Annotated in this window: 15 protein-coding genes; 5 read left to right on the forward strand and 10 right to left on the reverse strand. The window is 60.7% G+C overall.

The window, feature by feature from the left end:
* Position 1 precedes the first annotated feature (1 nt).
* On the reverse strand, positions 2 to 1,843 hold the full coding sequence (locus tag OK142_RS07295) for a sensor histidine kinase (RefSeq protein ID WP_498681890.1): 1,842 nt from the start codon (positions 1,841 to 1,843) through the stop codon (positions 2 to 4).
* A 236-nt stretch (positions 1,844 to 2,079) separates the two neighbouring features.
* Here OK142_RS07295 and OK142_RS07300 point away from each other — a divergent pair, with 236 nt between their 5' ends.
* Both OK142_RS07300 and OK142_RS07305 read left to right on the forward strand, forming a co-directional pair.
* On the forward strand, positions 2,080 to 3,426 hold the full coding sequence (locus OK142_RS07300) for a dicarboxylate/amino acid:cation symporter (RefSeq protein WP_216332707.1): 1,347 nt from the start codon (positions 2,080 to 2,082) through the stop codon (positions 3,424 to 3,426).
* A gap of 192 nt (positions 3,427 to 3,618) precedes the next feature.
* Complete coding sequence (locus OK142_RS07305) at positions 3,619 to 4,056, forward strand: EamA family transporter (RefSeq protein WP_313609593.1); 438 nt, start codon at positions 3,619 to 3,621, stop codon at positions 4,054 to 4,056.
* Between the two features lie 58 nt (positions 4,057 to 4,114).
* Here the strand turns inward: OK142_RS07305 and OK142_RS07310 are convergent, their stop codons facing one another.
* A complete protein-coding gene (locus OK142_RS07310; RefSeq protein ID WP_498681891.1) occupies positions 4,115 to 5,467 on the reverse strand; it encodes an aspartate aminotransferase family protein in 1,353 nt (450 codons plus the stop codon).
* Between the two features lie 37 nt (positions 5,468 to 5,504).
* Positions 5,505 to 6,239: an SDR family NAD(P)-dependent oxidoreductase gene (locus tag OK142_RS07315; RefSeq protein ID WP_498681892.1), complete on the reverse strand. Its 735-nt coding sequence runs from the start codon at positions 6,237 to 6,239 to the stop codon at positions 5,505 to 5,507.
* Between the two features lie 234 nt (positions 6,240 to 6,473).
* Here OK142_RS07315 and OK142_RS07320 point away from each other — a divergent pair, with 234 nt between their 5' ends.
* The gene (locus OK142_RS07320) at positions 6,474 to 8,120 is read left to right on the forward strand and encodes a GNAT family N-acetyltransferase (protein WP_216332711.1); all 1,647 of its coding nucleotides are present in this window, start codon (positions 6,474 to 6,476) and stop codon (positions 8,118 to 8,120) included.
* A 60-nt stretch (positions 8,121 to 8,180) separates the two neighbouring features.
* Positions 8,181 to 9,335, forward strand: coding sequence for an amidohydrolase (locus tag OK142_RS07325; protein WP_498681894.1), 1,155 nt, complete (start codon positions 8,181 to 8,183; stop codon positions 9,333 to 9,335).
* A 26-nt stretch (positions 9,336 to 9,361) separates the two neighbouring features.
* On the opposite strand, the gene OK142_RS07330 is transcribed toward OK142_RS07325, so the two are convergent.
* The 5 genes from OK142_RS07330 to bcsN form a co-directional block, all read right to left on the reverse strand.
* Positions 9,362 to 11,713, reverse strand: a complete 2,352-nt coding sequence (locus OK142_RS07330) for a tetratricopeptide repeat protein (protein WP_498681895.1) — start codon at positions 11,711 to 11,713, stop codon at positions 9,362 to 9,364.
* On the reverse strand, positions 11,704 to 12,759 hold the full coding sequence (locus tag OK142_RS07335) for a family 8 glycosyl hydrolase (protein ID WP_498681896.1): 1,056 nt from the start codon (positions 12,757 to 12,759) through the stop codon (positions 11,704 to 11,706). Before OK142_RS07335 ends, OK142_RS07330 begins: the two co-directional genes overlap by 10 nt.
* Positions 12,756 to 15,239, reverse strand: coding sequence for a cellulose biosynthesis cyclic di-GMP-binding regulatory protein BcsB (locus tag OK142_RS07340; protein WP_498681898.1), 2,484 nt, complete (start codon positions 15,237 to 15,239; stop codon positions 12,756 to 12,758). Before OK142_RS07340 ends, OK142_RS07335 begins: the two co-directional genes overlap by 4 nt.
* Entirely contained in the window at positions 15,236 to 17,425 is a 2,190-nt protein-coding gene (gene bcsA, locus OK142_RS07345; protein WP_498681899.1) for a UDP-forming cellulose synthase catalytic subunit, read from the reverse strand. Before bcsA ends, OK142_RS07340 begins: the two co-directional genes overlap by 4 nt.
* A gap of 82 nt (positions 17,426 to 17,507) precedes the next feature.
* Positions 17,508 to 18,407 carry a cellulose biosynthesis protein BcsN gene (gene bcsN / locus OK142_RS07350; RefSeq protein ID WP_498681900.1) on the reverse strand — a complete coding sequence of 300 codons (900 nt, stop codon included), beginning with the start codon at positions 18,405 to 18,407 and terminating at the stop codon, positions 17,508 to 17,510.
* Between the two features lie 433 nt (positions 18,408 to 18,840).
* Here bcsN and OK142_RS07355 point away from each other — a divergent pair, with 433 nt between their 5' ends.
* Complete coding sequence (locus OK142_RS07355) at positions 18,841 to 20,025, forward strand: AGE family epimerase/isomerase (protein ID WP_498681902.1); 1,185 nt, start codon at positions 18,841 to 18,843, stop codon at positions 20,023 to 20,025.
* Positions 20,026 to 20,078: 53 nt separating this feature from the next.
* On the opposite strand, the gene OK142_RS07360 is transcribed toward OK142_RS07355, so the two are convergent.
* Positions 20,079 to 21,041 carry a glycoside hydrolase family 26 protein gene (locus OK142_RS07360; protein ID WP_313608473.1) on the reverse strand — a complete coding sequence of 321 codons (963 nt, stop codon included), beginning with the start codon at positions 21,039 to 21,041 and terminating at the stop codon, positions 20,079 to 20,081.
* Positions 21,042 to 21,052: 11 nt separating this feature from the next.
* Positions 21,053 to 21,556, reverse strand: a complete 504-nt coding sequence (locus OK142_RS07365) for a DUF995 domain-containing protein (RefSeq protein WP_035243559.1) — start codon at positions 21,554 to 21,556, stop codon at positions 21,053 to 21,055.
* Positions 21,557 to 21,566 lie beyond the last annotated feature (10 nt).

Below are 21,566 nucleotides of genomic sequence, written 5' to 3' on the forward strand. Positions count from 1 at the left end.
GTCATGCTCGCTTCAGATATACGGAAAAACACGTGCCCGCCGCGCCGCTCGCCACCTCGATACGCCCGCCATAGTCCGAAGCAATATCGTTTGATATGACGAGGCCGAGACCAAGGCCGCTTTCCTTGGAGGTGTTGAAGGGTGAAAAAAGCTGGGCGCGGATGGCCTCGGGAATACCCTTGCCATTGTCGCTGACCGAAAGCACGACCATGTCACCTTCATTGCGCACGCGCACCTCGACGCGGGCAGCGTCAATTGCTTCAGTGGCTTCCAGCGCATTTTGCAGAAGGTTGATGAGGATCTGCTCGAGCCGGATGCGACTGCCGAGCACCTTCAGCTCCTGATCCGGCAGCACGATATTCAGTGCATCCATCTGGCCGGAAAAACGGCTGCGCAACAGCATGACCGCGCCCTCTATGACCAGTCTGACACTGACAGGCTCAGCAGCGGTGCGACCCTTGCGGGCCAATATCTTCAGGTCGCCGGTAATCGTGCCGATGCGCTCGGTAAGCGCCGCGATGTTTTCGAGGTTTTCGGTGGCCTCCGACATGCGGTCACGTTTGAGCAGGGTGCGGGCATTGTCGGCAAAGGCGCGGATTGTCGCAACCGGCTGGTTGATCTCATGCGCCACGCCCGCCGCCACCTGTCCCAGAATGGAAAGGCGATTGGCCTGCACCAATTCATGCTGCACATTGCGCAACTCGCCGGTGGTCTTTTCGTGCAGGGCGATTTCGGCCTGCAGATGGTCGCGGGTCTTCGTCAGGTCGCGGGTCCGCTCCTGCACCTTCATTTCCAGCTCGGTGCGGGCACGCTGCTCCTCTTCCTTTTCCTTGAGCGCCTTGTGCCTGCGCCACAGCCACAGAGCCGAAAGCGCCATCAACGGCATCAGCGTCGCCAACGCCACCACCCTGCCCTCGCGAATGGCGGCGTTCAGCGCCGGCGCTACCGGTTGCAGATAATGCAGGGTCCAGGACGTCGTCGGTACCGGCGTTTCCAGCCGCAGATAATCACCGCGCTCGCGGCCGGGCTCGTCAACATGGATGAGTGGCGCTCCATCCTGCGGCGACCGGGCCGCCCGGAATGGTAATAATGAAAGCGCCTCATTGCCAAATTGCAGGCTCTCGGAAATGGTTTTCCGCTGCGCCTCGTCAATGGGTGTGACCGTCTTGAAGCGCCATTCCGGCACGCTCGTCATCAGCACCACGCCGTTCCTGTCGACCACATAGACCGGCTTGCCGCCGATATTCCAATCCGCTTCCAGCCGGTTGAACTCAACCTTGGCGATGACGACACCGAGCGGCCGCCCGTCAGCGGCATCGATGCGGCGGGAGATGTAAAGACCCGGCCGGCGGCTGACATTGCCGAGCGCATAATGTTCGGACATGCCGGTCTTCATCGCCGCCTGAAAATATTCCCGGAATGCATAATTGGAGCCCACGAAGCTATCGGCCTGCCGCCAGTTGCTGGAGGCGATGGTCAAGCCGGTCGGTCCGGTCACATAAATCACCGAGGACTGCGTGCCTTCGATCAGCCCCTCCAGCTTGCGGTTCAGCCGGTCGAGGGCGGCGGCGCCACCACCGTCCAGCGCTGTTGCAAGATCGGGATCACCCGACAGAACCAGCGGAATGGCGCGCGGCCGCTCCAGCGCGACATTCAGAAGCGCAATCTTCAGTTCCGCATCGGTGGAAGCCTCGGACGCGGCGGTGCGCATCGCCTGGTTTCGCGCAAACTCATCGGCCACCAGCAAAATGCCCAGACTGACGAGCAGCCACAGGCCGGCCAGCGCCAGCCATTGCGCTCGCCGTTTCGCTTGGGAATGAGGTGCCAGATCTTGATAGCTCATGCATTAATTGTGCGGATTTACACACAGACCGCAAGGGATTTTGTCCGGAATTCCGCACAAATGGCTGTGAGCCGGGGAAGCATCAATAAAAAGTACTTTTCAAATCAGTCAGTTACGCCAAATAAGCAAGTCTGGCATGCGTATTGCACATGACTCCTCAATCGGCGCGAAGCCGTCAACGTCACGGCGAACCCGGGAGGCCAATAAAGGCAGGGTGAGGCCGAGGAGGAAAAAACATGATCGATACGACAGCCGTGGCCGCGGGCCACGCCAAACTGCCATTTTACAAGCACCTGTATTTCCAGGTTCTGGTGGCCATCATCGCCGGTATCGCGCTCGGCCATTTCTATCCGACCTTCGGAGAACAGCTGAAGCCGCTTGGTGATGGCTTCATTCGCCTCGTCAAGATGATCATCGCCCCCGTCATCTTCCTCACCGTCGCGACCGGCATCGCCGGCATGAACGACATGAAGAAGGTTGGCCGCGTCGCCGGCAAGGCCATGATCTACTTCCTGGTTTTCTCCACGCTCGCACTCATCGTCGGCCTCATCGTCGCCAACACCGTGCAGCCGGGCGCCGGCATGAACATCGATCCTTCTACGCTGGACGCCAAGGCCGTCGCCACTTACGCCGACAAGGCCCATGAGCAGACCATCACCGGCTTCCTGATGAACATCATCCCGACCACCATCGTCGGTGCATTCGCCAGCGGCGATATTCTGCAGGTGCTGTTCTTCTCGGTGCTGTTCGGCATCGCGCTCGGCATCGTCGGTGAAAAGGGCAAGCCCGTCACCGATTTCATGCATGCCCTGATGTATCCGATCTTCAAGCTGGTCGCGATCCTGATGAAGGCCGCCCCCATCGGCGCTTTCGGCGCCATGGCGTTTACCATCGGCAAATACGGCATCTCGTCCGTCACCAACCTCGCAATGCTGATCGGCACATTCTACGTCACGTCCTTCCTGTTTGTGTTCGTGGTTCTCGGCGCCGTCTGCCGTTATAACGGCTTCTCCATCGTCGCGCTGATCCGCTACATCAAGGAAGAACTGCTTCTGGTTCTCGGCACCTCGTCTTCCGAGGCCGCCCTGCCGGGCCTCATGAGCAAGATGGAAAAGGCCGGCTGCAAGCGCTCCGTCGTCGGTCTCGTCATCCCCACCGGTTATTCCTTCAACCTTGACGGCACCAACATCTACATGACGCTTGCGGCCCTCTTCATCGCGCAGGCGACCGGCATCCACCTGTCCTTTGGCGAACAGATCCTGCTGCTGCTCGTGGCCATGCTCTCCTCCAAGGGTGCTGCCGGCATCACCGGCGCGGGCTTCATCACGCTCGCCGCAACGCTCTCCGTCGTGCCTTCCGTTCCGGTCGCCGGCATGGCGCTGATCCTCGGCATCGACCGCTTCATGTCGGAATGCCGCGCCCTCACCAACTTCGTCGGCAATGCGGTCGCCACCATCGTCGTTGCCCGTTGGGAAGGCGAACTGGATCAGGACCAGCTTGCCCGCGTTTTGAGCGGCAAGGAAGAATTCACCGGCATCGCCGATGTGGATCAGCTTCCGGCTTCGGTTCAGCCCGCCGAATAATACGACCTCCCAAGGTCCGGCCTGTCCCGGTTTGTCCGGGCAGGCTCTCGCATGAAGGCCGGCGCATCGGGATCGATGTTCCGGCCTTTCATCGTTCAAAACCACCTGCGTACTGAAAACGGTTTTTATAAGCTTTCCGATGCTGTAGAGCCGAATAGGAAAGAACGAATGCGAAGAACGGAGTAGGCCCGCATGAAGAACCTGTTTCTGGCCTGGCAATTCTGGGCACTGCTATCGGCGGCTTTCGCTGCGTTGACCGCGATTTTCGCGAAGATTGGCATCGAAAACGTCAATTCCGATTTCGCCACTTTCATCCGCACCATCGTCATCCTCGCCGCTGCCGGCCTGATGGTTTATGTCACAGGCAACTGGCAGCAGCCCTCCACCATTTCGGGACGGACCTGGATCTTTCTCGTGCTTTCCGGTCTGGCAACCGGCGCCTCGTGGATATGTTACTTCCGGGCGCTGAAAATCGGCGATGCCGCCCGTGTCGCCCCCATCGACAAGCTCAGCGTCGTGTTCGTCGCCGTCTTCGCGGTTCTGTTTCTGGGGGAACGGCTGTCGCTACCTAACTGGCTGGGCGTGGTGCTGATCGCGTGCGGCGCGGTGCTTGTGGCATACCGGGGATAAGGTGAGCTAGCAGCGAATCTCCCGGCCGGACGAACCGACCGGGACATTCGCAAAATCATCAGGCGCGTGCCGCCGCAACCTTGTCCAGACCACGCTTCACACCGGCAAACAGGTCATCGAGCTGTTCGGCGGTGATGATCAGCGGCGGGCAGAAGCAGATGGATTCGCCGATCGGGCGGGTGATCACACCCTCTTCCTCGATGGCAGCGGCGATGGCGAGCGTCGCATCGCCCGGCTTCGTGCCTTCCCATGGCTTTATCTCCAGCGCGCCGAGAAGACCGACACCGCGCGAAGAGTGCACCAGCGGGTGATCGGCAAGCGCCTTCAGATGATCGAGGAACCTGCCCTCCAGCCGGGCGACATTGCCGACCAGATCGCGCTCCTGAATGATCTTCAGGTTCTCCAGCCCTACGGCCGTCGCAACCGGGTGGCCGGAGGCGGTGTAACCATGGCCGAAGGAGCCGATGCGGTCGGACTCATCGGCGATCGGCTGGTAAAAATTATCATTCATGATGATCGCCGAAAGCGGCATGTAGGATGAGGATATCTGCTTGGAAACCACCAGCACATCCGGCTTGATCCCATAGGTCTCGCAGGCGAACATCTTGCCGGTGCGGCCGAAACCGCAGATCACCTCGTCTACGACAAGCAGAATGTCGTATTTCTTCAGGATTGCCTGTACGCCTTCCCAATAACCTTCAGGCGGCAGAAGAACCCCGCCCGCACCCATCACCGGCTCACCCCAGAAGGCGGCGACGGTTTCGGGGCCTTCGCTGAGGATCAGGTCCTCAAGTTCCTTCAGGATACGCGCGGTAAAATCCGCCTCGCTTTCGCCGTCCCTGCCGAAATGCACATAGGAAGGGCAGGCGGTATGCAGCATGCGGTCCAGCGGCAGGTCGAAGCTTTCATGGTTGCGCGGCAGGCCGGTGATCGATGCGGAAGCAATCGTCACGCCATGATAGCCCTTGATGCGGCCAATGATCTTCTTCTTCTCCTTTTTGCCCAGCGCATTGGAGCGATACCACACCATCTTGGCGACAAGATCGTTGGCCTCGGACCCCGAAGAGGTGAAGTGCACCTTCGACATCGGCACCGGCGAAAGCTCGATCAGCAACTCGGCAAGATCGACGGATGGGCCGTGCGTCTTGTAGGAAAAGGTATGGTAATAGGGCAGCTTCTGCATCTGCTTTGTCGCCGCGTCCACCAGCCGCTGTTCGCCGAAGCCAAGCGCCACCGACCATAACCCCGCCATCGCCTCGATATAGCGCTTGCCGCTGCTATCTGTCACGTAGATGCCTTCGCCGCTTTCGATCACCAGACCGCCGGTCTTCTCGAATTTGCGCAGGTTGACATTCGGATGCATCTGGTAGGCGATATCGCGTGCCTCGACGGAATTTGGCAGGATGGTCATGGATAAAGGCTCCGTTTCGGTTGGATGGGCTGAAGCGTCAGACGTGCTGGCCGCCATTGATGAGAATTTCCGCGCCGTTGATGTAGCTCGACTGCTCCGAGCACAGGAAATAGATGGTCTGCGCCACTTCCGCCGTGGTGCCGAGCCGCCCGAGCGGCACCTGCGCCTCCACCAGTTCGGCGGTTCCGGGGGAAAGGATGGCGGTGTTGATTTCGCCGGGCGCAATGGCGTTGGCGCGCACGCCGCGCGGGCCGAATTCATGCGCCAACTCCCGCGTCAGCGCCGCAAGCGCTGCCTTCGATGTCGCATAGGCGACCCCTGCAAAAGGGTGCACCCGTGAACCGACAATGGATGTGACGTTGACGATACAGCCTTTGGCCGCTTCCAGTTCCGGCAAAAGTGCGCGGGCAAGCAGCGCCGTGGAGACGAGATTGACGTTGAGCACCCGTGTCCACATCTCGGCCGTGGTATCTGCAACGCCGAGACGGCTGCCGCCTTCACCCTTCGGCGAGATACCGGCATTGTTAACGAGAGCGGCAAGCTTTCCTTCCGGCAGGCGCGAGCGCACTTCGTCTGCGAGGTCATCGATGCGGGACAGGTCCTCGAGATCGGCCTGGATGTGGCTCTCCCGTGCCGAAGGCCAGCGGCATTCCTCCGAAAAGGGCTGCCGCGATACGGTGAGAATTCTCCAGCCCTTTTCCTGAAACAGCTTGACGGTGGCATGCCCTATTCCGCGGCTGGCACCGGTCAGAAGCATAAAAGGAACAGCCATATGAGAACTCCTGTGCCATGCGGACCGTTGAGCCGGGCGTGCATTCCGCCCGCATGTTAGAGAGTTACAACCGGCGGACAAGGGCTTTTTTGTTGCGGCGCGGCGATGGGGAACGGGTCACGGGCTAATCCCATTTGATGAAGGCCTTTCACCCGAAGGGAATATTTGAAGCCAGCCATTTGCCCATAAAATGAAACCTCCCGAATGTGTGATCAGTATTGGGAGGGAGCAAGAATGCGTATCGACATCATCGACACCGACGCCGGCTTCGAGGCGATCCGGCCAAACTGGGAAGCGGTGTTCATGGCCGATCCCCATTCCCGGCATTTCCTGTCCTGGGGCTGGCTGCGAGATTACATGCCGCGCCGCAAGCGCTGGTTCATCCTGGCACTCAGGGAACGCCCCGAGGGCTCGCCCTATGTGGCATTTTTTCCGCTGCGCATCGTCACCGAACCGGACAAGAAAACCGGCCGCTTCCACGACAGCATCGTCATGGCCGGCAATGCGGCGGCGGATTACACCGGCTTCATCACCCTGCCGGAATATGAAAATCACGCGGTTGCCGGTTTCTGCTCGTTTATTCGGCAGCAGAACTGGACCGAACTCAAGCTCGACTATCTCTCCGGCCCGCCGGAACGGCGCGATGCGATGATCCGCGCACTTCAGGGGCCACTCGTCATGTTCCGCGACAACATGCCGACCAACCCCTACAACATCAACAATTGCATCTGCCCGGTCGTGGCCCTGCCGGATACCTTCGACGGCTATCTCGACAGCCATATGAGCAGCCAGACACGTCAGAAGCTGCGGCGTTTCATGAGGAAGGTGGAAGGCGGTGACGAATATCGCATCACTTTCGCGACGCGCGAAACGATCAAGCGGGACATGGATATCCTGTTCGATTTCTGGCGCATCCGCTGGGCGCCCCACAAGGGCAAGGAGCGCACGGAACTCCTGATCGGCGCGACGCGGCAAATGCTGATGGATGTCTATATTCGCGGCGATCTGGAAGTACCGGTCCTCTGGTTCGGAGACCAGCCGCTCGGGGCGCTCGCCAACATCATCGACCGGCAGAAAATGTCGGTGCTGTTCTACATCACCGGCCGCGACGAGAACTGGAAGACCCCTTCACCCGGCCTCGTGCTGCACGGGCACTGCATTCGCAGGGCGATCGAGCAGGGTTTCAAGACCTATGATTTCCTGCGCGGCAACGAGCCATATAAATATTTCTTCGGACCGGAGGAGCACAAGCTCAGCTGCACGCTGTTCCGCACCCGCTCCGGCGACAATCTCGGCGGCACGCTCCACCCGCGCAGCATACGCTTCGTCTATCAGGAGGGCCTCAAGCTTTACAAGATGGGCAAGAAGGCGGCCGCCAATATCGCCTTTTCCCAGGTGCTGGCGGCAGCACCCGACCATCTCGGCGCGCAATTCGGGCTGGCCAATCTGACATTCGACCGGGGCGAATTTCGGGAAGCGGAAATCGCCTTCCTCGGGCTTCTCGGCAGCGGTCAGGACCCGGTTCTCCTGTGGCTGCGCATCGGCGAGGCCCGGCTGGCGCAGCAGCAATATAATGAAGCCTCCGAGGCCTTCCGTCAGGTGACCAATCGCGCTCCCTTCCACCGCGAGGCGCTCTATAAATGCGCCGTCGCCCTCATTGCCGCCGAAAGGACGGTGGAAGGTGCGGAAATCCTCGACAGGCTGCAGCATTATCATTCGGACGACGCCGCCCATCTGGAATATGCCGAAAAGGCGCGCACAGCACTTGCCCGGCTGGACCTGCCGAAGGCGAAGGTTCCGGTTCCGGCCGATGTCATCACGCTGGTAGCCAAGCCGAAAACAACTGGCAAACGCTGGCACCCGCCAAAGGTTTTGCATTGAAGACAATGATCTGTAAGTTGCGGCAGGAAAACCCGGCCGGACGACTTGCAAGGATTTTATATGTTTCTGACCAACAGGGATATGCTCGACCTCATTGAGCTGCGTCACGATCTGCACCGTCATCCGGAAATTTCCGGCGAAGAGAAGGAAACCGCGCGGCGCATCCGCAATTTTCTCGAGCAGGCGAAACCGGACCGGATTGTTGCCGATCTCGGCGGTCATGGCGTGGCAGCGGTCTATGACAGCGGAAAAAGCGGTCCGGCGATCCTGATCCGCTCGGAACTCGACGCTCTGCCCATCCAGGAAAAAAGCGAGGCTGAATATCGCTCAAGCGTCGACGGCAAGGGACATCTTTGCGGCCATGACGGCCATTCGACCATTCTGACGGCGCTGGCGCTTGGCCTTTCCAGACAGCGTCCGCAGACCGGCAGCGTCATCCTTCTCTACCAGCCGGCGGAAGAAACCGGTGCAGGTGCGGCCGCCGTCATCGCCGATCCCCGCTTCGAGGAGATTAAGCCGGACTATTCCTTCTCGCTGCACAATCTTCCCGGCCTGCCATTCGGCCATGTCAGCGTGGTGGAAGGGCCGGTCAACTGCGCCTCGCGCGGCATTAAAATCCGCCTGTCCGGCAAGACCGCGCATGCTTCCTCCCCGGAGCACGGCGTCTCCCCCATGCGGGCAATATCAGAACTGATGCCTGCACTGACCGATCTCGGCTCCGGCTTTCCGCCGCAGCCCGATTTTTCCATGGTGACGATCACCCATGCCACGATGGGTGAAGCCGCCTTCGGCATTTCCCCGGCGGATGCGGAAATCTGGGCGACGCTCAGGACACTGACCGACGACCGGATGGAGAAGCTCTGCGCGGATGCGGAATTGCTGGCGAAAAAGCTCGCGCACGAACGGAATCTGAGCCTCGACATCAGCTATGACGATATTTTCCTCCATTGCGAGAATGCACCGGAAGCCGTCGCCCATATCCTGCAGGCGCTGGTGGAAGAGAAAGTTTCAAGCAGCTCGGAAGGTCTGCCCATGCGGGCCTCCGAGGATTTCGGCCGCTTCCGAGCCGTCTCATCATCGGGCATGTTCTTTTTGGGCGCAGGCAGGGACTACCCCAACCTGCACAATCCCGACTATGACTTTCCGGATGGGCTGATCGATATCGGCGCACGCATCTTCATGCGCATCATCCGCAATCTCACCGACGCGGAATAAGCAGCGGCCACTCTTGGCCGCCGCCGTCAGCCGCCGCCCTGCGGCCCATTGCTTGGTCTGGCGGCGCGGACCGCGGCCAGTCCCCTGATGCCTTCCTTATCGCCGATGGACGTCAGGCTTTCGAAAATCTGCGCTGCATCGGCGTAGCGGCGCATGGCAAGATAGGAATAACCGCGCAGCACCATAAGATCGGTGCGCTCATCGGCAAGCCGTGCCCGCTGATCGAGCAGGAGAAGCGTTTCCGCATAACGTTTCGACTGGAAGGCTGAGACCGCCCTGTCGGCCAGGATCGAGACCTGCAATTCCGTCGCCCGTGGACGCTCCATCTGGGATTTCGTTGCCGAAACGGCGGCATGGTCCGTCAGTCCCATGCGCAGATAGGCAAGGCTCTGGCCATAGGCCGCATCGCTTTTCACAGTCGACTGTCCGCTGGCAATGGCGGATTCGAAGGCCTTCAGGGCTTCCGCCGGCCGGTTCGTTTCCATCAGGCACCAGCCGAGATCGAGCGCCTGCTGCGCCGGCAGACGCTGCGGATCAGGATAGACGGCGCAGGAGCGTGGACGTGACGCGGCGCTGCTCGACCTCTGCGTCTGCGAAGGCAGGCGCGCCTGCTTGCGCGAGGGTTCGGGAGCGGGCTGCTGCACGACCGGCTGGCTGTAAGCCACCGCCGTCTCTGCGGTCTGCGGCGCATAGGGCGCAGGTGCTGTTGACTGAGAAGCTGAGGCGGGAGGCGGCGCGGCAACGGGCGTCATCGCCTGTCTCGACTGGTCCACCATGCGTGCCGTTCCGACATCGGCGATGCGCTGCGACCGGCTTGCCCATTGCTGCTGGATGGCACGCAGACCGGCGAGATTGCGCAGATCATGATAGCTGACCGCCATGCCATAGGCAGAGGGCTCATCATCCGCTTTCCAGCCAAGCGCCGTGCCGAACCATTGCAAGGCGAGCGGCGTCTGCCGGAAGGCAAGCGAATACCAGCCGAATTGCTGCGCGGTCGCGGCATCCTTGCGCGCCATCGTTTCCGCGGCAATGCGCTGCAGCACGTCCGGCGGCAGCACGACAGGCGGCTCGAGTGCCAGAAGATTGGCGGTCGCGGCCAGATAGGTCGCAAGCGCATCATCGGACGCGTTGCGCCATTTATACATGACGTCTTCGGCCTCGCGCGGCTCGTTGCGGTCAATCAGCGCCAGTGCCAGCCCTTGCGAGGCAGAGGCGCTATCATCGTCTTCGCGCGCCTTGCGGAACCACTTTTCCGCTTCGGTCATGTTCTTCTGGCGGATATTGTACCAGCCGAGCAGCAGGGCATCGCTTGCAAGCTTATCTGTCTCCGCAAGCCGTTCAAGCCGCATCAGATAAGCGGAGGGAACGGAAATACCCTCTTTCTCCCCTGCCTTTGCCACGAACTGGCGCGCGAGATCATTCTTGACCGGCTCGAATTCCAGCTGACCGTCCGCGCCGGGTCTTTCCTTGGCCAGCAACTCATCCATCATCTCCGCGGGCAGAAGTGCTGATGCCTTCTGCACCGTGGCGAGCCGGTCGCTTGGCACCGTGCAATTGTTGAGGATGTAGAGATAGGCGTCCCGCGCCCGTCCCATCCGGTCAGTATTGGCGAAGGCATCGGCAACCCGCCACAGCACATCCACCTCGCTGCAGGTCAACAATCCGGGATTGTTGGCGGCTGCGTCCACCACGGTCGCATATTGCTTGAGATCGGACGCGTTGACGAGCCGCTGGCGGGCTTCGGCAAGCGAAAGCATGCCTGTCAGATTGTCTGGCGGCTGCCAGCCGGTCTCCGCCTGCTGCCGGTCAGCGATCGCTTTCCTTACCTCGGCATAACGGCCGTCGGTATAAAGCTGCCACATGGCGTCAAGCTGCGGATCACCATTCTCTGGAATGGCGAGCGGGTCGGCAGGCGGTGTCCAGTTGGGATAAAGCGTGCGAAGGCGTGCGATTTCGGCCTGAAGGCGCTGGGTATCGCCCTTGGCCGCGAAATAGCGCAGCGCACTGAGATCGACATCAGGCATATCGGGTGCTGCCGGCTGGGTCGCCCGCGGTGCCGGCGCCTGCGCCGTTTGTGGCTGCGATGTCTGCCCGCGGGTCTCAGTCTGCATCATCGGCTGCGGGTCAGTTGCGGGCACCGTTACCGGTGGCGTCGCAGGCTGCGTTACCTGCGCCATTTCGCGGTTCTGGAGGAAAGCATTGATCTGCGCAGGATTGGCCGTCGCCGGCGATATGCGCGGCACCCCACGATTGTCACCGACCGCCGAAGTATGCACATCCGACACCCGCCCGAGAATGCTGTCACGCCAGTGGAAGGCGGCGAGTGCAATCAGAAGCAGGATGAGAGCCGAAGTCGACAGAGGCTTGTTCATCGGCATTCCCCGTTATTCCTTGCCAGAAACGACAATGCCAGAAGATGCAATGTAGAAGGATAATAAAGCGTTGGCTGGAAGCTCTTCAGTTCGGCCGGAATACTCGCGACGCCCGCCGCACAGGCCGCCAGCGCCGGAATGATGCGATAACCGGGATCTGACAGCACGTCCTTGACCGTGCCGTTCTTGAGATCGAAGGTCCCGGCTGCACCGCTTTCCAGTGTCATGCCGTCTTTCAACCGGGCAAGCAGTTCCGGCGAGCCCATTTTCGCCCTCGAAAGATAAAGTGGTATCCGCACCGCATTATAGCCGAACTCTGCCGGAAAACCCGACGCGGGCTGCGGTTTGGTCTTCACCGACACCCAGTCGGCCGGCAGTTTTTTATCGCTGAAGGCGAATGCGCCAATCTGCGCCGCCCCATCATCGGCAAGGGCCTTCCAGAGCGGTGATGGCGCGACGAGATTAAGGACCGGAAAGGCCTCGAAGATCAGATAGGAAGGATTGACCACCGGTCCATCATCCCGATCATTTTCACCAAAACCGCTGGCGGCCGGTAAAAGCAGCGTCCTACCGCTGCGCTGCACGACGGTCTTCTTCAGGATGGCGGATGCAATGGCTGCCGAGGCCTCGGCATAGTCCTGCCGGTTCCATTGTCCGGCGGCCAGCGCCAGCGCATAAGCGATCAGAATGTCGCCATCCGTGGCGTTGTTGATATCAGTCACATGCGGTCTGGTACGGGGATCCCATTTCCACGCCGAAAGCCCGTCATCGCGCACGAGCAGTTCCGTGCGCGTGAAACTCCAGATTAGTTCGAAATCGGCAAGATTATCGGAAAGCACGGCAAGCCACATGCCATAGCCCTGCCCTTCGCTGTGGCTAATATTACCGTTGCCTGTGTCGATGATACGCCCGCCGGGATCAAGGAACACGCCTTTATAGGCCGCCCATGCCTCCGGCGAGACAGATGCGGCGCGGCTGGCGGAGATGCTTGCGATGAGCGCCATCAGCGAAAGACAAAAAATGCCGACAAGTCTTAAAACCCCTGATGTCATCGATGTCGCCCCATCAAACGCAGCATCACGAAGGTAGCGAGGCCCAGAAGCGATACGAAACCGATAAACGCCAGCGAATAGGAAAGCACGTTGGAGGACAGCCAGTTGGCCGCGATCAGCCTCCAGTTCGATAGAGAGAAATCCCGCGTTGTATAAAAATACGGCCTCTCAACCTCCACCGTTTCGATCTTTTCGGCCGTGGCGTCGTAAGCGGCGACCCGTCCGGTGACGTCTCGCCAATGGTTTTCGCGCACCATCGCCGTCATGCCGTCCCGAAGCTCCGCCGACGTTGGCGCCGTGGCAAGTGTCCAGACCCCTTCACCGGAAGGGCTGAGGCCCTGTGCCATCATGAAGGAGACATTTCCGGGCGGTGCATAAGGCTGCTCTGGTGCAGGCAGGAAGCGCAGCGTATCCGAACTCAGGTCGAAATTCCGCTTCATCCACTCCTCCAGAGAGGAGACCTGCCCCTCCCAGACTCCACCATCCACCCGCTCGCGCCAGTCGTTGAAGAGGGTATCGCTGTTTTGGGCGGGCGGCTGAACGCCGGTCCCGATCTTCCAGGATATCTGGCTGGAAGGAACGAGATTGAACTGGCTGATCAGTGCCTGCGGAATTTGAGAAATCGTTCCGACGAACAGGGCGTTGCGATCACCGATCACCAGTGGCGAGGCGACGGTTTCGACATTGATCGGATGCCCGGACACACTCGCAAGCCGGCTGATGAGCGTCGCGGCGGCCGACATCGTATCGGTATCGAAACGATCGAGCGACAGGGCGACAGGGCCTCCGGCCGCCCTGTAGGGCTGCCCGGCACCCGCCATCGCCGCCAGATCCGGCTTGCGGCCGATCCGCGCGAAATCCGGCACCTGGATTTCCGAAGTATCGAACAGCGCAAAGCGCGGGGTCGCGCTGGCCGGTGCGCCGGGCGCACAGGCCTGATCCTGCGCCGTCATCAAAACGGCCTCGATGGTCACCTTGTTCGGACCCGGCTTGAAATGCCGCATCGTCACCTTGATGGGCAAATGCCGGAAAATACCGCCGCCATTGTTGGAAATCGGCACCGTCGAGGCGATTTCGTCATTGACGTAGATGTCGATATGGCTGCCGGGCAATACCTGCGACGAATAAGCGGCATCGAGCAGCAGAGACGCCTCGCCATAGGCAGAGGCATAAAAATCGGCAGGCATGCCGATGTAGAACTCGTTGCGGAAACGCCGTCCGCCAAATTCAGCGCTCTCTATACCCAGCTCGGAAAGAGCGATGCGGCGGTCCGACATGATGAGCGGTACATCCGGCGCGTGCCAGCTGCGGGTCGAAAAGGTCGTTCTCTGCGCACCGGGCGTGCGCGAAATGGACGAAAACAACGTTTCTATCGCCGCCTGAACTGCCTGCGTGGTCGGGCCGCTGACGAAGAGCGGAGAGAGGCCGCCCGGCGCGGCACTGCCGAAACCGGCAAAGGCGCCCGCCGATGCCTCGGGCGGCAGCGCACCGGAAAGGCCCTCAATCTCACGCGCGGTGCCAACGAGGACGACCAGCGTTCCAGCCCTTGGTTCGGTGGACGGCGCAGAAACGAAACGGATCGTCTGGTTCGGCATCTGGGTTCTGAGCGCCAGAGCCTGCGAGAGCCGCAGGAGCGAATCCGCAAATGCCGGATTGCCGAGCCCCGGCGCGACGATCTCGATTGAGGTTGCCGCCTTGCCATCCGGCCCGGTTGCCTGAATATCGTCTATATTGGCGAAGTTGCCGGCGACATCGGCATTGAAGGCGATATAGGTGCTCGCCGGATCGACATCAGTCCACAGATCGTAGGTGGACTGGATTGTGCAATCGGTCCGGTGACGCTGCTGCACGCCAAGCGTCACGACATTCGCCCCAACCTGCAAGACGCCGGGCGGAATTTTGAGCGAGACATTGCCTTCGCTGTCGGGCGCTTCGATACGCGCGGCATCGAGCGGAACATTGTTCAGGCTAACCTGAAAATTCGAGCTTTCAGGTGCGACCACAATGGCGTTCTGATAACCGATATTCAGCGCAACGGCGGCATTCGCCTGCTCGGGAGTGAGGTAGATACTCCATTGCCGCCTGTCTATCTCACCGGAAAGGCTGAGCTTTTCGTAGGGCAATATATAACGGCGGCGGCTGTCGGCGGCCAATGACGACGCCTGGGCCGGTGCAGGCCTTGCACTTTCCTGACGCGCCGGGACGGTGACGGGAGGCAAAGGCGCCGGCGGAACGGCAGCCGGGCGCTGTGGCGGTTGCGCTTGTGACGGCTGAACCTGCGGCGGCGGCGGTATCTGGGCCGGAGCTTGCTGGCGAGGTGCTGACGGAGGTATGGCGGACGGCGGAACGGGTGCCGGCGTGGTCTGGGACGGCCTTTCGGGCGACATGTCGAAAGGTGAGGACTGCGCCACAGCACCGGCTGCAGCGGCTCCCCACATCAGCACTGCCAGTGAACTCCTGATCGTTTTGCTGCCGGTCATTTCACGGCTCCGGCAGGTTTGACGGTTTTGGAGGCCGGCCGGAGCGCCTTGGCGAGATAAAAAAGGCCGCGCTGCGTCTGGAAGAGTGAGATCGCCAGGAAGATTGCCGTGCCGCGAATGAGGCCGGGGTTCTTGCGGCGCACGCGCTGGAACTCGCTCCACTGTTCGGAATTGGCAAAGATGAGGTCGGCGATCAGGCGATGATCGACGGCGCGCTGCGGCGAGAACGTGCAGCCGATTGAAACGAACCCTTCGCCGCGAACCGTCCGAACGACATTGATGGGCATGGTTTCCGGAACACCCTCGCTATGGGGTTTGACCTTCACGATCGCTGTCGTGTTCTTTTCGATTGCGGTAGAATTGTCGAACAGATTGATCAGCAGGCCATGCACCGAGACGTTCTCGATGGAAGCCGGCACCCATGCCTCGCTACCCTCAAGCTTGACCTCACAGCGGCGCTTGACGGTGATGCGACGCGACGCCGATTTGTCGCCGCGCTCCGAGACGACACCGAGCGCGCAGCCTGCAAAGATAAGGTTGAGCAGGTTCCAGCCGCCGACGACAAGCGTGACATCCGCCTTGTAGGGCTCGCTGTAGATGCGCCAGGCGGCGAAGGCCATGGCCACGACCAGAAGCGCAAAAATGACGAAGAACGGGCGGCTGATTTCCGAAAGCCGCGCTTCGGCGATGGATTCGTCCTTAGCCGTCACCTTGAAGGTCGGCTTGCCCGGATTGAAGATCACCGAAACGACGGCGGGCAGAAGGTGAACCGTCTGCACATATTCGTAGAGTTCCGAAATCCACGGCCAGCGGAAGCTGCCATAGAGATAGTTCTGCATCATCAGGTTCACGAGCATATAGGCCGCGGTATAGGCAAGAAACTCACCACCCGAGGCGACGAATATCTGAAGATCGAAGAACAGGTAGAACAAGGGCGCGAACAGAAAGATCGTGCGCGGAAACGGGAACAGCCAGAACAGCGTCGATGACATGTAGCAAAGACGTTGTGTGAAGGAGAGGCCACGCCGGAAGAGCGGCTGGCGGAAAATCAGGATCTGCATCATGCCCTGCGCCCAACGGCTGCGCTGGCCGATGAAGCTTGCAAAAGTGGCCGGTTGCAGCCCGGCGATCAGCGGCTTGTCGACATAGATGCTGTTCCAGCCGCGCGAATGCAGCGCCAGCGCCGTTTCGCAATCCTCGGTGATGCTGACACCGCTGAAGCCTTCGGTATCCTGCAGCGCCTCACGCCGCAGCACGGCGGCGGAACCGCAGAAGAATGCGCCGTTCCACTTGTCGAGGCCGCGCTGGATGATGCCGTAGAACATCTCGTTTTCGCTCGGCATCGTCTCGAAGGTGCGCAGATTGCGCTCGATGGGATCGGGATTGACGAAGAAATGCGGTGTCTGGACGAGAAAGAGCCGAGGGTCCTCTTCGAAATAACCCACCGTTTCCAGCAGGAAATCACGGGCAGGCGCATGGTCGGCATCGAACACCGTCACCAGCTCCCCGGTCGAGTGGGCGAGACCGTTATTGAGGTTTCCGGCCTTGGCGTGGACATTGCGCTCACGCGTCAGATAACGCACGTCGAGATCCTCGCAGAGCTTCTTCAGCTCCTCGTGGCGGCGCTGCGCGGCCTGCGCCTCGACAATATTGCTGGCATTGCGCTTCTGCACCGAACCGCCATCGTCCAGCAGCCATACGGTGAACCTGTCGGCCGGATAATCTATGTTCTTGGCCGCCGCCAGCGTATTGGCCAGAAGCTCCGCATCCTCGTTGTAACTCGGAACGAAAACATCGACCGTTGGCCTATAATCGGGCGAGCCGGGCCGGGTCTTGCGCGAAGGCAGCGGCATCGAGACGATGACGAGGCTGAGCCCCAGCATCACGACACTGTACATTTCAGCGAGATAAAGCAGAAAGCCCGGAATGAAGTTCTCGAGCTGGTTGACGGGCGGCAGGGTGCTGGTGGTGCGCCAGTAGACGTAACGCAGCACGATGGCCGTGCCGAAACCGAGCGCCACAAGACGCCAGGCCCCCTGCCCGTTGAAACTCTTGATCGTGGCAAGAAGGACAAGCGAGATCGCCGTGGCGACCAGATGCGTCTGCAGGCTGATCGGCATCGTGATGATGGCCAGAACGCAAAGCGACACAAGCAACCAGACAATGATCGTGATGGCCTTGTTCATCCCGAAATTTTCCGTTCTTTTCCCCACCCGGAATTCTTACCCGGATTTTTTGCAACGACCTCTTCTACCCTTGTTCCAGCGCCTATCTGCATCCCTGAGCCGCTCCCGAACCGGACAGACATGCTGGCGAGGGAATGGACACCTGCGGAACCTGCAAAGGCTGCCGGCTCTCCGCCTGCACACCTTCCGCGCGGCTGCCAGCCACGGCAGGCCGTGCGGGCTGGGCGGGGAAGCCGGCCGATGTTGGCGACGGAATGCTGACTGCCGCTACCGGCGGCAACGGCTGCGGCTCGGGCCGAACAGGCGCGACAGCTGCGGCGGCACGGCGCACAGGCGGTCTCGGCACACTTGCAGTCACTTCGCCCCCAGGCCGCATCGGCACGTCATCCGCCTTGACAGGATAGACCGGATGGCCCGGCCGGCCGAGGTTCTGGTCCACCGCCTGCGGCGTGCCGTAGGGGTTCCAGCTTTGCGAGGCATAGGTGCCGGTAATCGTGTAATTATACATGACGGCCAGAAGCCGTTCGACGCTCGCATTCGACTGGCAGAGCCGCAGTCGCACCTTGATACGGCCAAGGTTGCGGAAATCCTGCCGCATGCTTTCCGGCGAGCGTATGTCCTGCCAGCCATAAAGACAGGTGTCGCCGCCCCTGCCGCTACCGGCCGCATAGGAAAAGGCGCCGTAGCCGTTCTGCAGGTAATTGGCCGACATGGCGATGTTTTCGTCCGGAAACTCCGCGCGGATTTCACGCGCGACAGAGGCGGCCCTGAAACCGGTGAACGTCAGAGCGTCGCGATCGGTATCGCCCGCCTGCTGCGGACCGAAAAATTCCGCCTTGATATAGTTCTGTCCGGGCGTTGCCGCCTCGGAACGCAATATGACCTGCTGCGCCACGGCGTTCGAATAGGTACGGTTGATGACGGTAACGATTTCCGGACCGCCTGGCGGCGGGAAAACAAGCGCCTCGGACGGAGACAACATCTGCGCGCCTCCGAACGACCGAACGCCCGAAGGAGTATTGCAGCCCGCAAGAACCGCAACGGAGAACAGCAATGAAGTATAGGCAGAAAATCTCACTGCCCTGCGCCCCTTTGTTTCCCCAACGCCGCCCAGGTTAAAAGGAGACCGAATCACTAATGACCAGACCATTGTTACGAAATACGTGAGGACTACGAATAAGCAATCTCAAATTTCCGTTGTAATTTCTGAGACTTTATGGCTTTCGAATCACTGCGGATCCGATGTTGGCCATGCCCGACGGCGGAACCAATTGCCGCGGTATGGGTTGGCTCAACGTCAGGTCGATAATTTTTACGGTTGCAGTGCAATATGTCCCATGGTCTACTTGCCCTCATAATTACGTATTTTTATTGGTCTAATTTTTCATTCAACTGTAAAAACAGAGAGTTGACGCATGACTGTGCAATTTCCGAGCATCGCGCAGGCGCTTGCCGAAGAGATCGGAACATTACGGAAATGGCTGGATAAGGACGCCCTGCCCCTATGGTGGGAGGCGGGTTCCGCCCGACCCGACGGCGGTTTTTACGAGCGCCTCGGCCAGGATGCAAAACCGGTTTTTTCCGATGACCGCCGCGCCCGCGTCCAGCCGCGGCAGGCCTATTGTTTCGCCGCCGCCGGCCAGTACGGCTGGCAGGGACCCTGGAAGGAGGCGCTCTCGCATGGTCTCTCCTGGTTCGAAAAGGTCTATCGCCTCGATAACGGCCTTTACGGCAACCTCGCCGACCAGACCGGGAAGCTGATCGATCCATCCTTCGATCTCTACAATCAGGCTTTTGCGCTTTTCGCCGCTGCCCAGACGGCCGCAGCCCTTCCCGACCGCAAGGACGAGATGCGCGGCCGGGCGCTCGACATTCTCGCCATCCTCAAGCGCGACTACAAACATCCCGTCGCCGGCTTCGAGGAGGCAAATCCGCCGCGCACGCCGCTCTGCTCCAATCCGCACATGCATCTGTTCGAGGCGATGCTCGCCTGGGAAGCGCAGGACCCGCAGGGTCCGTGGTCAGCGCTGGCCGATGAGATCGCCGATCTTGCGCTGAACCGCTTCATCGATAGCGGCAATGGAGGCCTGCGGGAATTCTTCGGCCATGACTGGGCACCCTATGAGGGCGACAAAGGCCGCATCATGGAGCCGGGCCATCAGTTCGAATGGGCATGGCTTCTGGTGCGCTGGGGCAGCCTGCGCAACAATGAGGTGGCGATCGCCAAGGCCAGGCGCCTGTTCGAGATCGGCGAGGAGCACGGCATCTGCCCGCGCCGCAAGGTCGCGATCATGAGCCTCTATGATGATTTTTCGGTGCATGACGGGCTGGCGCGGCTATGGCCGCAGACGGAATGGCTGAAGGCGGCGGTGCGCCTTGCCAGTGTCACGTCCGGCGAGGAGAGGCAGCGTTACCTCGCCTCTGGCCTCAGAGCCATCGGCGCGCTGCAGCCCTTCCTCGACACGCCGGTCAAAGGGCTGTGGTTCGACAAATGGCCGGCCGACAAGCCGATGCTCGACGAGCCGGCACCGGCAAGCACGTTCTATCACATCGTCTGCGCCATCTATGAGGCCGAGGCGGTGCTGGCAGTCAGCAAATAAATATCCGGGCGAGCGAGCGGGCCGGGCGTCCGCTCAGCTCGCTCCGGCCTCGTTCAAGCCTTGGCCGGACGCACGACGCGCCAGTCGGGCTTGCCGAGATTGTGCGGCCAGGGATGCACGTCCTTGTCATTGAAATAGACGACCTCTTCCAGCCTCGGAAAATCCGCCTGTTTCAATGTCACGTCGTTCATCCATGGACGGACGTAGGAATCGCCGCCTTCATAGCCGAGTTCGGCGACCCAGACCGGCTTATTGAAGGTTTCGACAAGCCCATAGCCTTTGCGCAGCAGGTCGGAGAACTTCTGCGGTCCGCCATATTCGATCTTGTCGTAGTCCTCGAGACCGAAGACCGATAGCCCGACCAGATCGGCGTAGCTGTCACCGGGATAATAGGCGCGAAGACCATCGAGCCCCTTCGGTGACCACATCACCTTGACGCCGGGGACCGCCTTGCGGGTCATGTCCACCATGCGCTTATAGGCCGTGATATAGTCCTGCGGGTTCCATCCCGACCATGAGAAGCGGCCGGACGTGTCTTCCATTTCCTGCCCCCAGCGAAGGATGAGCGGGCTTTTCATTGCCGACATGCGTGCGGCGATCGCCTGCATGTTCTTGTCGTAGTCGCCTCCCAGCACCCTGCGGCGCAACTCGTCGGAGGTGAGACGCCAGTTGACGTCCCATGACCAGGGCTCGACCGTGATCAGAACATTGCGCTTGCGCTCCATGGCATAGGCGTCCGCAAGCGCCAGACTGTCGAGATCCACGTCCTCCCAGGGCAGAAACAGATGTTCCGTTGCCACCCCGGTCTGGCCGGTGAAATCGCCGTGCGGATCGTAAGCGCCGAAGCGGATACCGTCCGCATGCAATGTCGGGCGTTTGTCGGCAAGTGTCTTCATGCCGGTGGAGCCCATGGGCGCGACCCCCTGGGCGTCCAGTTTGAACATGGGGTACATGCTGGCTGACGCAGCGACAGCCGCCCCACTGGCGAAAAGCAGTTTTCTTCTTGTTATTTGCATGACACTTCCTCCTACCTCGTCGCCATCGTCGCCTTGCCATAGGCGGCGACTTGCGGGGTGACATCGTCCTTGCGGACAAGTTTCAGGAATTCATCTCCGGGCCGTGGCGGGTTATGCCGGAAGACGTACCACGGGCCGCCCTGCTTGCGCTGGTAGAGCACCTTGCCGATGCGGCCATGGTCGAAGCAGGTATCGGCCTTGCCGCTTCCCGCCATACTTTTCCAGGTGGCGCGCATGCACAGCGTGCCATTGGCATCCACCGTCCAACGGCCATCGCCGACCGACTTGACGCCTTTCTCTTCCGTGGCGGCAACGAACTTGCGTCCATCGGCGATGAAGCGCCCGCCGCCCGTATCCCATTTCCAGGTCTTGTCGTAATACATGTCAACGACTTCGCTGGTCCGGAGCGGTTTCGGCGTCTTCGTGCCGCCTGCGGCGTGGACGGCACTTGGTGCGATCACCGCAAGGCAGAGTACGAAAGCGGAGAATCCGCAGTTGCTTATTGTTGTTCTCATCACAGCCTCC

The sequence above is a fragment of the Agrobacterium sp. BT-220-3 genome, from assembly GCF_025910175.1.
GTDB lineage: Bacteria > Pseudomonadota > Alphaproteobacteria > Rhizobiales > Rhizobiaceae > Agrobacterium > Agrobacterium oryzihabitans.